This window comes from Pseudomonas sp. BF-B-15, from assembly GCF_019946675.1.
GTDB classification, from domain to species: Bacteria; Pseudomonadota; Gammaproteobacteria; order Pseudomonadales; family Pseudomonadaceae; genus Aquipseudomonas; species Aquipseudomonas migulae.
This window is the reverse complement of record NZ_JAGYFZ010000001.1, coordinates 234380-248387: the sequence shown is the minus strand read 5'-3', so window position 1 is coordinate 248387 and position 14008 is coordinate 234380. Positions and strand designations below refer to the sequence as shown.

Here is a 14008-nt window from a genome sequence, read left to right as displayed (position 1 = left end):
GGCGGCGGGCCCACGGAGCAGGACCGGAGCGAGGGCATGCCGAGCCACAGCGAGGCACCGAACGAAAGGGGCAAGAGCCCTTGGTTACTTGGGGCTTTTCCAAGTGACTCGCCGTAAGGGCGAAACCCATATCAGCCATCACCAAAACAATGGATATGCACACAAAAGCCTTACAGCCAATCAGCGGACTTTGAACCGTCCCATGATCGCGCTGACACGTGAGTTGGCTTCCAGCAACTGCCGGGTATTGAGCTCACTGGCCTGACCGCTCTTCACCAGTTCATCCACCATGTGGCGGATCTGCACCATGCTGCGGTTGATCTCCTCCGTCACCGCACTTTGCTGTTCGGCGGCCGTGGCGATCTGGGTGCTCAGGCTGTTGATGTGGCTGACGGAACCGGCCATTTCGTCCAGCCCGGTATTGACCCGCGCCGTGGCATCGGCCGCTGACTGGCAGCTGGCCTGGGTGTTTTCCATGGCGCTGACCGACGAACTGACGCCTTGGGTCAGGCGCGTGAGCATCTCGTTGATTTCCGAGGTGCTGGCCTGGGTGCGAGCGGCGAGGGCGCGGACTTCGTCGGCCACCACCGCAAAACCGCGACCTTGCTCACCGGCACGTGCCGCTTCAATGGCCGCGTTAAGGGCCAGCAGGTTGGTCTGGCCGGCGATGGCGCCGATCACCCCGAGGATTTCGGTGATGCGCTGGGCGTCCTGCTGCATGCTTTCGACTTTATGGGTGGCACTGGCGACTTCGTCGATCAACGCAATCACACTGCTGGACGCTTCACCCACCACGACCCGCGAACGGTCGGCGTTTTCGTTGGCGCGTTGAGTGAAAGCGGCGGTTTCGGCGGCGTTCTGCGCCACGCTTTCGGCGGTCGAACTCATTTCGGTAATGGCGGTGACGGTCTGATCGGTTTCCGAAGCGTGGCGCACCAGAATCTGGCTGGTATGCGCAGAGGTGCGTTGCAGGTTGTCGAGGCTGGACGCCATGGCGCCCGTGGCCTGGGTGACTTCGCCGATCATGTTTTGCAGGTAAGCGATGAACGCGTTGACCGAGTGGCCAATGGCGCCCAGCTCGTCTTCGGCACGAATGGTGATGCGTTTGGTCAGGTCGGCGTCACCGGCGGACAGTGCGTCGATATTGGCCTTCAGGGCTTTCATGCGCTGGATCAGTTGGCGGATCGCATAGATTTGCAGCAGCGCCAGCAGGATCACCATCGGGATTTGCAGCAGGCTCAGTGTGCTGAGCACATCGTCGCGCTGGGCGGTGATCAGCTTGGTCGGCAGGGCGGTGGCGAGGAACCACGGCGTGCCTTCGATAGGGCGCATGAAGAAGGTGCTGGCTTCGCCTTTGTTGTCGAACTCGACGCGCTGCGCCTGATCACGGTTTTGCAGGCCGGCCTTCACTTGGCTGGCGAAAGGTGAGTTGCCGGCCAGTTCGCTGATGTTCTTCAGTACGATCGGTCCGCTGATGCGCGAGCTGTTGCTGATGATCTTGCCGTCGGCCTCGACGATGAGCATTTCGGCACCGAGGTCTTTTTCCTTGCGCGCCACCAGGTCGTTGAAGAAACCCAGGGTCACGTCGATGGTCGACACGCCGTAGGCGGCGCCGTTTTTCTGGATCGCCATGGCGCAGTTGGTGCGCGGCTCGGCGCTGGCATCATCTTTATAGGCCGCTGCCCAGGCGCATTGCCCGCGTGGGGTTTGCATGCCGCCCTTGTACCAGCTCTGGTCGTAATAGTTAGGCGCGGCGTCGCTGTTCCAGAAGGTATTGACCGCCAGTTTGCCCGAGGCATCACGATGCCAGAACGTGCTGAACTTGTTGCGCCCTGCTTCACGCTGGCCGGGCAGGGGCCAGATGCCGCCACCGAAGACTTTCAGTTCGCCGTACTGATCGACCAGCCCCGGCAGGACCGTGTCGATGGCGGCGCTGTCGAGCAAGGGGATGGTCTGGGTGATACTGCGCTGTTGCGCCTGAACCTTGTTCAGTTCGCCCTGGATTTGTTCGGCGACTTCGGCGATGCGATTGAGCGCGACTTGTTCTTCGGTGTGGCGCAGCTTTGGCGCGACCAGTTGGCTGATGCCAACCACGGTGAGAATGGACAGCAGCAGAATGAACAGGACCAGAAACAGCGTGTAGCGAGCCTGAATAGTGCGGAATGCGGGCATGGGGCCGGGTCCTTTTGAGCAGCGATCTTATTGTGGGTATCGGTATGAAACTGGACGCTTCAAAGGGCTATCGGCTGGCTCAAGTTGAGCTTTAGGTACGATCGTACAAGAACGGAGGGAGGTGACGGACGGCGGGATTGCGCCGGCCCGTTCAGGCAATTGAACGGGCCGGACGCAGGTTAACGGTCGAGCAACTTCAGGATTTCTTCCGGGTAACGCAAGCCGGCGGTGGCATTCGCCGGGAAGATCGCTTCCAGCGCGTGCAACTCTTCGCGGCCAAGTTTGATTTCCAGCGCTGCCACGTTTTCTTCCAGGTATTTACGCTGTTTGGTCCCGGGGATCGGGATCACGTAATCACCCTGGGCCAGCACCCACGCCAATGCGAGTTGACCCGCCGTCACGCCTTTTTCCGCCGCCAGGTCCTGCACTTGCCGCACCAGCAGCAGGTTTTTCGCGAAGTTGTCACCCTGAAAACGCGGGCTGAACCGACGGTAGTCGTCTGCCGCAAAGTCGTCCGGGCTTTTCAGTGCGCCCGTCAGAAAGCCCCGACCCAGCGGGCTGTAAGGGACAAAGGCAATGCCCAGTCGCTGACACGCGGCCAGGCAGCCATTGTCTTCCTGATCCCGGCTCCATAACGAATATTCGCTTTGCAGCGCGCTGATCGGATGAACCTGGTGCGCCCGCTCCAGCGTCGCGGCCGAGGCTTCGCTCAAGCCCAGGTAACGCACCTTGCCGGCCTTGACCAGTTCGGCCATGGCGCCGACGGTTTCCTCGATGGCCACTTGCGGGTCGATGCGGTGCTGGTAGTACAAGTCGAGGGTTTCGACGCCGAGCCGCTTGAGGGTGCCGTCGATAGAGGCGCGGATGTATTCCGGGCGTCCGTCGACCCCTCTGGCGGAAGGGTTCGCCGGATCGCGGACGATGCCGAACTTGCTCGCCAGGAACACTTGATCACGCTTGCCGGCGATGGCTTTGCCGATCAGTTCTTCGTTGGTGTGCGGGCCGTACATGTCGGCGGTGTCGAGCAGGTTGATGCCCAGCTCCAGCGCGCGATGCAGGGTGGCCGTGGCTTCCCGGGTGTCCGTGCCGGTGGTGTAGAAATCGGTCATGCCCATGCAGCCCAGACCGATCGCGCTGACCTGCGGACCGTTTTTACCCAATTGACGTGTTTGCATGAAATCAGCTCCCTGTGAATGTGGATCCCATTGTTAACCTCGACAGAATCCAGATAAACCAGCTAAAACTGCTATCACTATTAGTAATTTCTAAATAATCAGCCGGTACGACTGCACAATGGATCGATTCAACGCCATGCGCGTATTCACCCGGATCGTCGAGCTGGGAGGCTTTGCCAAAGCGGCAGACAGCCTGCAATTGCCCCGCGCCTCGGTGACCATTCTGATCAAACAGCTGGAGGCGCATCTGGGCGTGCAGCTGCTGCAACGCACCACGCGGCAGATCAGCCTGACGCTCGACGGGGCAGCGTATTACCCGCGTTGCGTGCGTTTGCTGGCGGATCTGGAGGAAACCGAAGCGGTGTTCTCCGCCGCGCGTCAAAACCCCAAGGGCTTATTGCGCGTGGATATGCCGGCGGGGGTGGGGCGTCTGATCGTGATCCCGGCCTTGCCGCAGTTCACGGCCCGCTATCCCTTGATCGAGCTGGAAATCGGTTTGAATGACCGGCCCGTGGACCTGATTCGCGAAGGCGTCGATTGCGTGCTCCGGGGCGGTTCGTCACTGGACGACTCTCTGGTGGCGCGGCCGCTGGTCATGCTGGATCAGGTCACCTGCGCCAGCCCCGGTTATCTGCAACGCCACGGAACGCCGCAGTGCCTGGGCGATCTGGAGGGGCATGAAATGGTGGAATACGTTTCCAGTCACAGCGGCAAACGTTTCGGGCTGGAGTTTGTGGTCGATGGCGAGATACAACCGATCAATTTGTCCAAACATGTGGCGGTCAACAGTGCCGACGGTTATCTGGCGGCGTGTGAGGCGGGGTATGGATTGGTCCAGACCCCGTACTATCACGTAGCCAGGCAATTGAAGGAGGGCAATCTGGTCGAGGTGCTGAGGGAGGTGCCGCCACCGGGGATGCCGTTGGCGGCGCTCTATCCTCCTCACCGTCAGCTGTCGCGGCGGGTACGGGTGTTTGTCGACTGGATGGTTGAGCTTTGCGCGCAGCCGGGAAATGGCTTTGTCAAAGAGCATTCAGGCCGCTGAAAAATCCTAACGGTGTTGGTAGTAACCCGGTCCGCCACGGCCGTCGTAATGGTGGCCGCCGTGCCATCCGCCGTGGGGGAAAATAATGCAGCCGCTCAGGGAAAGTATGGCCAGCAGGGGAATCAGCAGTGTGATTCGACGGAACATTTCAAAATCCTCATGGTTATCGCCGCTATGCAGCCAAAAGGCTTCATCGGCTGTAACATGAGACCCCGTTTGCAGCGCCCCATCCCCGGAAAACGGTAGTGGCTTGGCATGCATTCGGATACAAACCCGATACATTTTCAGGTTCGCCTTACGTTTTAGCTTTTTGTTTAAGGAAAAGGGCAATGACCCAGTCGCAACGTTTGAAATACTCGATTCTGATCTCCCTGGTGGTGCTGGGGATCATGTTTGGCCTTTCGTATTTGCAGAATGCCGGGGTCATCAGCGAAAAACTGTTCCAGTACATCGCTATTGGCGTGGCGGTGATCGTGGTGGTGATCAATGGCGTGATGCGTCGCAAGGTCAAGCCCTGAGCGACGCACCACGGGCAGGTTATTCGCCGTGCAATGCGGCGAACGCCTGCGGGTGCAAGCTGTAGCTTTTGTCCGGGTTCAGGGTGATCACGCCTTCGCTGCACAAGCGTTTCAACACTTCGCGCACACTGAGAAAGGACAGCGGAATATCCAGGTCCAGCAGGTGACTGTGGACGCCGCGCACACCCAGGCTGCGATCGCTTTCGGCGGCGGTCAGCAAGGCGTCGATGACTTTCAGGCGGATCAGGCTGGTGCGCAGGCCGAAGCTCTTGAGCAGTACCCGGATCCGTTCGTTGCTGTGTCGTTCAGTACGCGGATTGAACAGGCCCGAGCCCATGGAAGTGCCCATTGGCGCAGTGCTACCGTCCGTTGGCAGTTGCGAGTTGTACATGCAAAATCTCCTTTTCAGAGCCTGAACCGGAAAGATGTGTTGGGTGCTCTTACTCAATAAGACGTACGAGCCACCCAAATCATGAAGGATCAGATGTAGAAATTTTGTTGCCATCACGTCAGAAGCTTGTAAACCCCCGCAGAAACGCCCTCCGGCGGCCTAAATTTTTGTCATGGATTTCGTTCCTGTAGGAGCGAGTGTGATTATTACCAGGCAGTTAACCCGATTGAGCCTTGCCGCCGTGTTGGTGGGCTTGAGTCTTGCGGCACACGCGCGCAGCCAGCCGGATGCTTCGGCGACGGCCGATATCCGCCGGACCAGCTTCGGCGTGCCGCATATTCGTGCCGACAACGAACGTGGCCTCGGCTACGGCATCGGCTACGCGTACGCGCAGGACAATCTGTGCCTGCTGGCCAATGAGATCACCACGGTGAACGGCGAGCGTTCACGTTATTTCGGCCCGGAGCAGTTCACGGTCGAGGAGCGCGAAAATCAGGTCAGCGACGTGTTTTTCAACTGGTTGAATACGCCGCAAGCGGTCGCTGCGTTCTGGCAGGCGCAAACGCCGGAAGTCCGCGACCTCATTGAAGGGTATGTGGCCGGTTACAACCGCTCGCTGGCGGAACGTCGCGCGCAAGGTTTGCCGCAGCAATGCCAGGGCGAATGGGTGCGGGACATCACCGCGCAGGACCTGGTCAAGTTGACCCGGCGGCTGTTGGTCGAAGGCGGCGTCGGGCAGTTTGCCGAAGCGCTGGCCGGTGCCACGCCGCCCAAAGCGGTCGCGCAGAATACGCAGGCCTCGGCGCAGTTCCAGCTAGCCGCTGCGCGCATTCAACGCTTCGCGCTGGATCGCGGCAGCAACGCAGTCGCGGTGGGCAGTGAACGCTCCTTCAATGGCCGTGGCATGTTGTTGGCCAATCCGCATTTTCCGTGGGTCGGCGGGATGCGCTTTTATCAGATGCACCTGACCATCCCCGGTAAACTTGATGTGATGGGCGCCGCGCTGCCCGGTCTGCCGATGATCAACATCGGCTTCAACCAACACCTGGCCTGGACCCACACCGTGGACTCGTCCAAGCATTTCACCCTGTATCGCCTGCAACTCGATCCGAAGGACCCGTCCCGCTATTTGCTCGACGGCAAGTCGCTGCCGATGAAGCAGCAGACCGTGACCGTGAAGGTGAAACAGCCTGACGGCCAGACCCGGTCGGTCTCTCGCGTGGTCTACAGCTCGCAATTCGGCCCGATCGTGCAATGGCCGGGAAAACTGGACTGGGATAACCAGTTCGCCTACAGCCTGCGCGATGCCAACCTCGATAACGACCGGGTGTTGCAGCAGTGGTACGCGATGAATCGTGCGGTCAGCCTCAAGGAATTGCAGGCATCGGTTCACAAGATCCAGGGCATCCCGTGGGTCAACACCCTAGCGGCGGACGATCAGGGGCAGACGCTGTACATGAACCTGTCGGTGGTGCCGAACGTCAGTGTCGACAAACTGGCCGCGTGCAGCGATCCACGGGCCGGGTTGCAGATGATCGTGCTCGACGGTTCCAACAGCGCCTGTGCCTGGGACATCGACCCGGCGGCGGCGCAAAAAGGCATTTATGCGTCGGACACATTACCGCAGCTGTTGCGCAAGGACTTTGTGCAGCACTCCAACGATTCGGCGTGGATGGCCAACCCGGCACAACCGCTCACGGGTTTCTCGCCACTGATCAGCCAGGACAGCCAGCCGTTGGGCCTGCGCTCACGTTTTGCGCTGGATCGCCTGGGCACACTGAACAAGGCTGGCCCGATTGCTGCCGCTGATCTGCAACAGATGGTGATGGACGATCAGGTGTACCAGGCGACTCAAGTGATGCCTGATTTGTTGAAATTCTGCGCTGAAGACCTGGGCGCCGACGCGCCGACGCTCACGCCGCTGTGTGCCAGTCTGAAAGCCTGGGACCGCAGCGCGAATCTGGACAGCGGCGTGGGATTCGTACATTTCCAGAATGTCATGGAAGCGCTACAGGAAGCGCCCGATGTCTGGCGTGTGGTGTTTGATCCGAAAGACCCGCAACACACGCCTCGCGGCCTGGCGGTCGAGCGGGTGGAAGTTGCCAAGGCTGTGCGCGAGGCGATGCTGGCGTCGGTGGAATCGGTCAACACATCGGGGCTCAAGACGAACAGCCGCTGGGGCGATATCCAGGTGGTCAGCAGCGGTGGCCAGCAGACGCCGATTCACGGCGGACCGGGCACCCTGGGCGTGTATAACGCGATTCAGAGCGTGCCGAGAACCGACGGCAAACGTGAAGTGGTCAGTGGCACCAGCTATTTGCAAGTGGTGACGTTCGACGACAAGGGACCGCGGGCCAAAGGGCTGTTGGCGTTTTCGTTGTCCAGCGACCCGGCCTCAAAGCACGCCAATGACCAGACGTTGGCCTTCTCGAAGAAACAGTTGAGTGTGTTGCCGTTCACCGAACAGCAGATCACTTCGGACCCGCAGTACCAGACACAGACAATACGCGAGCAGGATGAAAAAGCCGCGAAGGTGGCCAAACAGTAAATCGAACAGAGTTTGCGTTCAGAAAGAAGGCCGCACCCCGCAAGGGTTGCGGCCTTCAGCTTTTAGGCGGTTGCTGCGGCATGGAATTGAGGACCGGATTGCCTTCCTTGTTGCGGGTCAGGTAGACCGGCAACACCTTGGGCAGCGTCGCCACAAGGCTGTTGAGTTCCTTGATGTTGTAGATGCCACCGAGGCGGATTGAGCCGGTGCTGCTGTCGGCGACCATCACCGGGGTGTTCAGGTAGCGATTGATCAATGGCAGGGCTTCGGACAACGCCAGGTTATCGAGCACCAGTTTGCCGTGACGCCAGGCCAGCGAGCTGTCGTTGGCGTAGGTCTGGCTGATTTGCGGCGTGAAGTCGCCGTGTTTGTAGCGCGCCTGCATCGATGGCTCAAGCCGCAGGCCATCACCTGGCAGGTCATTGTTGCTGCTGACCAGAACCGAACCTTCGATCAGGTTGACGCGCACCTGATCCTCGTACATCCAGACATTGAACTGGGTGCCGGTGACCCGGATTCTGCCTTCCGCCGCCCGAACGATAAACGGGTGGTTTGCGTCGTGGCTGACTCTGAAGAAAGCTTCGCCTTTTTCCAGTCTGACGCGGCGCTGATCCTTGTAATTGCTGTAGGTCAGCTCGGTGCCAAGGTTCAGTTCGACCTGGCTGCCATCGCTCAATGTGACCTGGCGGACCGTATTGCTGGCTTCGAAATGCTGGTACGAGTTGGGAATCCAGCCCAGGCTCCACCCGCTAAAAGCCGCCAGCGGCAACGCCAGGGCGCACACGGCGGCAGCGATGCCGAACGTGCGCCAAGGCGTTGTGGGTTGGAGGCGAGCGACGGGCATGACGGCTTCGGGACGAGGCAAATCTCCCGCGACATCCCAAATCTCCAGCATGGCCTCGTACTCGAACGCATGCAGTGGATCAGCGTCAAGCCACTGTTCGAATGCTTGCCGTTCCTCAGCCGTGCAGTCGGTGGCGTGCAAACGCATGCACCAGTGCGCAGCGGCATCGGTGATGGCGTCATATTGGGCTTGCGAGAGAGGGGTGTCGGTCATTGACTCATCCTGATTTCCTGCATTCTAACCTTGAGGGCAGTCTGCGAGAACAGCCGTCATGGCATTTACCCATCAAACGGCTGTTTATTTTCTGGACTCAAGGTGTATTGACGTGTAACTCGCGGCCGAGATGACTGATTAACCAGGCCACGCTGTCGGCATTTCCAAGTTGTACCGCCAGCCGGGTCAGTGAGTTCCTTTTGAAGGTCTCGCGAGCACCGCTCAGGTTTTCTGCACCGGTCAACGTCAAAAGTTGGGCTTTTACCCGGTCAGTGTTTTCATAAGTCGTACTTCCCGGGTCTTCCCACACGCCGGTGTCGGCATCCTGGGTCATGAACAATTGTGTGTAAGGTGTCTTGAGTGACAGTGCGGTGTCCTGAGCATCGGTCAATGCATTCTTGAGATCAGTGGCGGTCGCGCTTGCCGTGCCGATCAGGTCGGCGAAAGGTCTGCCAGGGTCAAGGTAGGAAATGTCCTCGGTATTACAAACAAGGTGTGAAAGCTCATGCAGGAGCGTTATCGCCCGGGCATGCGTGTGGATCGGGAAGGCCGTGTCGGTAAGGTATTGGCGGTAATGCTCGAAACCGGGATCGAAGAATTTTTCTGCCAGATAGATTTTCTTCTCGGTGTCATTCGGGATGGTGAGGCCGAATGTACTGTCGGCGCCATCGTTTACCCGGCCGACGACAAAACGATCGGACTTGGCCTTTCTGAGCGTAGGGTCCAACAACGCGGTAAACATGTCGCCCACGACCTTTTCAAGTTTTTCCACATGCGCTGGCAACACCTCTGGCACATCAAGGAAGCGCTTGATGAGTTGATGCACAGGGGTGTTCGTGTTATCGGCGTTCTTCAGCAATTGCAGGTTTTGAAAACTGTTCCAGGCATAGCTCGTTGCCTGGTCCAGCGCCTGGTCGATCTGCCGAGCCTTGTGCGGGTAAAAACGTCGTATCTGTCGCATTCCATGGGCGTCGATGTTCATGCCCTCCCAAGCCGCTGCCAGAGTATCCAGCCGACGGAGAAGGCCGAACTGCGGCTTCGGTGCATCCCGGTCGAGCACCCATTGTTTCGATTCGTTTTGCCGTAGGTAAGGGCCAAGCGCCTTTGAGTCGGCAATACGCCAGCGGGTGCCGCGTTTGGTCACCGGAAACACTTTGCCTTCCACCGGCCCGTAAAGTTGCTTGGTCGTCGGGTGCGCGTAGAGCCCAGGCGTTGAGTCGGGCTTGAGCGAACCCAGGTCGACGTGGAGGCTTTCATGACGCTTCAAGCCTGTGCGTTCGGGGGCGGTCACCTTGATGTCCTGCCATTTACAGCGGGCATCGGTTTTTTCCGGTGCCGGTTCGGCTGGCGTGGAAGTCGGCGGCGCGTGGGTTTCCAGTGATTGGCGCAACGAAGCGAGTTGAGCAATGCCGCTGATGAATTCCCTGAGGGCCGCACCCCATTTGTGCGTTTGCAGGTCTTCGGCGGATTGTTTGATGTCAAGGTAGCTGTGGTACACCGTGACGGGGTAGGCGAGCTTGCCCATGAAAAATGAATACGCCTCGTGCAGGTCCTCGCCCAGAACATGTTTGATGGTTGCCCATGCACTCTGCTTTTGGTTATCGGACTGACAACCGAGCAACCGGCCCAACAACGCGGCATTTTCATGGAACAAGTGCCCGAACAGGTGCCCCTTGATCGGGTTGGACGCCAGCTTGACGTCGGCATCGGTATTGTCCGTTGCCACAGGTGCGGCTCTTGTAGCCCGGTTACTGCGCGTTGCCATTCGGGTTTCGAGCAAGATCCGCTCGGGTTGCGGCAGGTTCATGAGGACCCAATCGAGCAGTGCACCGCGGGTCTTCAGTTCTGCCAGCAGCTGGGTTTCGCTTTGGTATTCCTTGATCCCGTGCCGTGGACTGTGAGGGGCGACAAGCACCTGCGGCGCCGTGCTGTCGGCCGATGAACCGATCAGATAGACGCCCGGCACTTTGACGGATTGTCCGCTCCTGACACCGAGGAACTCCAGGGGCCGGATGATCGCGTGGGCGCCATCGACGGCTGCACGGGCGATGGCGTCTGGCATGTCCATGACCTGGCGGATCAGGTCAAACCCCGTTTCGCTCAGGCGCTCCTGCAGTTTTTCCGTGTGAGCGTGGTGCATCAGTTGCCAGGGCAGTTGCGTGTAAAAACGCTGCCTGTGAATCGCGTTTGCCTCGGTGTCTGCGAGGGCCGCACTGAGTATTTTCTGCTGACGCTCACCCGGTTTCAGGTTGAGTATCAGGTCTTTGATGTAGCGTTCGTCCATGCCCTCCGGAATGACCGTGGTGTCCAGCGACGTCAGTTTGAGCGAGACAGTGTCCAGGTCCTTGAGGTGAGCCAGCGCAAAATCGGTCAGGGTCTGTTTGCTGGACGCAGACCAGGGGCTGGCGCTGATCTCGACCTGGACCTTGTCCGGATTGATGTTGAACGTGTCGGCCTTGAGTTGTTTTTCCAGTTCATGGTGGGTAGTTTTCTTCAATGATCGGATGCCGGTGAGGTAGTCCTCGTCGTCTTTGACGTTGTGCAGATATTGCTGAAGCAATTCGCCATGCAGGATCAAGTCCTTGATTGGCGCCTTGGCCAGCCAGGCTGGTAGTTTTTGCTGGGTGATCAGGGACTGGGCAATGTCGCTCGCGCGACTTAGCCCGGTCATCGGCTCACGCAGGGCCACCAGGTTCAGCAGACTGGCCCGCGGCGCGGGGGAGAGCGGGGTGGTCAGCGCGCGGGTGACGAAGGTCTGGTCCAGATCAACAAAGGGCCTTTGCACACTGTCGAGAAAATGCCCATGGACCTGTTGCAGCGGCGCCAGTGTGTAGGCCCTGTCTGGCACTCGCTCGCTATGGCCGAGGTTTTCCAGCAGCATGGAACGATGATTCTTGTCTTTAAGGCGTCGTTCGAGCTCTTCCTTTAGCGGCGTCAGTGCCTTGAAGGCTTCAAATCCCAGTGCCGGCGTCCACAGAATGGCCTTGCCTGAGTGCAGCGGATCCAGGCCGCCCCGTTCAGTCAGGACAAAACAGCTGGCCAGTTTCAGTGGGGTTGCCGCGGTGCCGGCCTTCAACGCCAGGGAAAAGACCTCCGGTAAAAAGCCGTTCAATGCCGCTCGGTCCGCGCTTGTAGGCGTATCGAGCACGGTTTTGATGATCGCCTGTTCCGCCGCACCCAGGGTGCGCGAGACGGCGCGAAGCTTCAATTCACTGCGCAGTGCCGTTGACAGTGTGTGGGTAAAACTCGATTTCAAACCTGCCAATGATGAACTGACGAGGCTTTGCGCCGCGGCGAACGTGCGGGTTGTTGTGGGAATGACCGGGTGGTTTTCAAGGACTTGATCAAGCGCCTGTTCGACCGAGCTCAGCAGCGACAGCTCCTGTTTGGCCGACTCGGCGCGCACGGTGGCCGGCCGCGCATTCACGCCATGGTCCGGTCGAGTGCTCCAGCGTCCCACGGCTTCAGGCAGCAGCAAGCGGGGATCGATCAATGCCCGGACGTCCAGGGCATTGTCGAGCAAGGCGTGAGGGTCCAGCGTGCCTTCGCTTTCACGGTAACGGCTCAAGGCATGGCTGAGGTTTTGCCGTTGTTTATCAATGATGTCAGTCATCACGCTTGCAAACACCGGGCCGACGATGGGTTCACCGACGATCACCCGATCGTTCAGTACCAGTCCAAGAAACGTGCAGCGTTCGTTCAATGACATGAACTTGAGCAGCGTGTCTTCATGCTCTGCGCTGTTGAGCATTTGCAGGGCGATTTTTTTCACTGCTGGCAGGTTGCTTGTGGCCTCGATGCCGCGGGACGGGCTGTACAGGAAACCCAGCGTGTTCGCGCCGCCGATCATCAAGGTCGAGGCAAGCTCTGCGAATTGTTTGAAGGGGGCGGTGAACCGCACTTTTTCGATGCGAAGGGGATCGACCGTGGCCGGGGGGAGGCTGACATTCATCAGTCGCAGGTATTGCTCTGTCGTCAAAGTGCCCTGCTGGTGCTGGTTTAACAGCCTTGCGTGAAAAGTGTCTTGCAGGCCCTCGGTGAAAAAAGCCCGGCGCGACAAGCCATTGCTCATGAGCGAGTCCCAGAAGGTCTCGAGCAGGCTGTGCAGGTGAGGCGTAAAACCTTGCGCGATTTTTTTTACCGCGCTTTCCCAGGTCTGGTTGTCGGCATTGCTGCCGGTGGCGTGCTCGGGATGGGTAAACACCCTGGAGGCGCCCGTCGGCCACTGATTCGTCAGGTAAAAATGCAGGAGGGCCTCGCTCAGTGACATCGTTGCAATCCCATGGGGCGTTCCACGTTGATCAAACGCAGAACCCGTACTGACAAAACTGTTCAGCCGCGTCAGACGCTGGTCCAGTTTGGGGAATGGCTTGGACAACGCGTGCTTGAGGACCTCGTCCAGCATTGATTGCAAGGTGGGCATCTTGACCAACTCGTCCGCCATCGCCTTGAGGTTTTGTTCCTGCTGTTGCTTGAGCGTGAGTTCCTGGTCTTCGAATACCGCGCCTTCGATTTCCTGAGTGGAAATATCGAGTGCAGCGGCGGCGGCCAAGGGCAGGCGTTGTTCGATGGAGTGGAAGCGCAACAGCTCACTTTTTTCAGTGGCCTGCGCCAACCATTCTTTGAGTTTGCTTTTGAGGTCGGCCATGCCCGCGAATTTGACCAAGCCTTTGCACGGTGTGAAGAGCGTGACCGCGCCATTATTGGGCCGGCTCATGGCAAAGGCACCGGCCAATGGAATGCCGGCCTTGCCGGGCAAAGACAGCAGCAACTGGAAGGCCTGCATCGGTTTTTCATGGGTTTTGCGGGCTGCCTGGGTCGGCTTGTAAACCGTGTTCAACCAGTTCAGATCGTCCAGGGTAAAGCCCAGCGCGGTTTCCCGTTCGCCGAGTAACCCGGCAGTGGATGCAGCCAAGGCTTCGTCAAAAAAATACGGCAGTGCAGGTGTCGTCATGATGTTTCCTCGATGGACTGCGACGGTGTTCAGCGCAGTTCGTTGGGTCGAGGGGCAACAATAGGGGGCGGGAAAAGGCGGGGTGCGGTACATATTGCTTGCGCGAGAGACTTGACAGGAAGCCGGTAAAAAAGCGCTTAATCGACCT

At 59.2% G+C, this 14008-nt stretch carries 9 protein-coding genes; 3 read left to right on the top strand and 6 right to left on the bottom strand.

The annotated features are described in order from the left end of the window. Nucleotides 1–180 precede the first annotated feature (180 nt). Nucleotides 181–2172 (bottom strand): methyl-accepting chemotaxis protein, encoded by a 1992-nt coding sequence (locus tag KGA97_RS01035; protein WP_223480066.1) that lies wholly within the window; start codon nt 2170–2172, stop codon nt 181–183. 179 nt (nt 2173–2351) lie between these two features. Then, nucleotides 2352–3347 carry an aldo/keto reductase gene (locus KGA97_RS01030; RefSeq protein WP_008024806.1) on the bottom strand — a complete coding sequence of 332 codons (996 nt, stop codon included), beginning with the start codon at nt 3345–3347 and terminating at the stop codon, nt 2352–2354. A 118-nt stretch (nt 3348–3465) separates the two neighbouring features. Here KGA97_RS01030 and KGA97_RS01025 point away from each other — a divergent pair, with 118 nt between their 5' ends. Beyond that, entirely contained in the window at nt 3466–4392 is a 927-nt protein-coding gene (locus KGA97_RS01025; protein ID WP_223480065.1) for a LysR family transcriptional regulator, read from the top strand. 6 nt (nt 4393–4398) lie between these two features. Here the strand turns inward: KGA97_RS01025 and KGA97_RS01020 are convergent, their stop codons facing one another. Continuing rightward, a complete protein-coding gene (locus KGA97_RS01020) occupies nt 4399–4539 on the bottom strand; it encodes a hypothetical protein (RefSeq protein WP_008024803.1) in 141 nt (46 codons plus the stop codon). A 182-nt stretch (nt 4540–4721) separates the two neighbouring features. Between KGA97_RS01020 and KGA97_RS01015 the strand changes: the two genes are divergently transcribed. Further along, nucleotides 4722–4910, top strand: coding sequence for a hypothetical protein (locus tag KGA97_RS01015; protein WP_008024801.1), 189 nt, complete (start codon nt 4722–4724; stop codon nt 4908–4910). Between the two features lie 19 nt (nt 4911–4929). On the opposite strand, the gene KGA97_RS01010 is transcribed toward KGA97_RS01015, so the two are convergent. Further along, entirely contained in the window at nt 4930–5301 is a 372-nt protein-coding gene (locus tag KGA97_RS01010; RefSeq protein WP_192227081.1) for a fe2+ zn2+ uptake regulation protein, read from the bottom strand. A 199-nt stretch (nt 5302–5500) separates the two neighbouring features. Here KGA97_RS01010 and KGA97_RS01005 point away from each other — a divergent pair, with 199 nt between their 5' ends. Beyond that, nucleotides 5501–7849: an acylase gene (locus KGA97_RS01005; RefSeq protein WP_223480064.1), complete on the top strand. Its 2349-nt coding sequence runs from the start codon at nt 5501–5503 to the stop codon at nt 7847–7849. Nucleotides 7850–7904: 55 nt separating this feature from the next. Here KGA97_RS01005 and KGA97_RS01000 read toward each other — a convergent pair whose 3' ends face one another. Further along, nucleotides 7905–8906: a FecR family protein gene (locus KGA97_RS01000; protein WP_223480063.1), complete on the bottom strand. Its 1002-nt coding sequence runs from the start codon at nt 8904–8906 to the stop codon at nt 7905–7907. Nucleotides 8907–9003: 97 nt separating this feature from the next. After that, nucleotides 9004–13860 (bottom strand): dermonecrotic toxin domain-containing protein, encoded by a 4857-nt coding sequence (locus KGA97_RS00995; RefSeq protein ID WP_223480062.1) that lies wholly within the window; start codon nt 13858–13860, stop codon nt 9004–9006. Nucleotides 13861–14008 lie beyond the last annotated feature (148 nt).

Coding starts and splice junctions, on each gene's coding strand:
- KGA97_RS01035 (WP_223480066.1), bottom strand. CDS start 2,172: ATGCCCGCATTCCGCACTATTCAGGCTCGCTACACGCTGTTTCTGGTC.
- KGA97_RS01030 (WP_008024806.1), bottom strand. CDS start 3,347: ATGCAAACACGTCAATTGGGTAAAAACGGTCCGCAGGTCAGCGCGATC.
- KGA97_RS01025 (WP_223480065.1), top strand. CDS start 3,466: ATGGATCGATTCAACGCCATGCGCGTATTCACCCGGATCGTCGAGCTG.
- KGA97_RS01020 (WP_008024803.1), bottom strand. CDS start 4,539: ATGTTCCGTCGAATCACACTGCTGATTCCCCTGCTGGCCATACTTTCC.
- KGA97_RS01015 (WP_008024801.1), top strand. CDS start 4,722: ATGACCCAGTCGCAACGTTTGAAATACTCGATTCTGATCTCCCTGGTG.
- KGA97_RS01010 (WP_192227081.1), bottom strand. CDS start 5,301: ATGTACAACTCGCAACTGCCAACGGACGGTAGCACTGCGCCAATGGGC.
- KGA97_RS01000 (WP_223480063.1), bottom strand. CDS start 8,906: ATGACCGACACCCCTCTCTCGCAAGCCCAATATGACGCCATCACCGAT.
- KGA97_RS00995 (WP_223480062.1), bottom strand. CDS start 13,860: ATGACGACACCTGCACTGCCGTATTTTTTTGACGAAGCCTTGGCTGCA.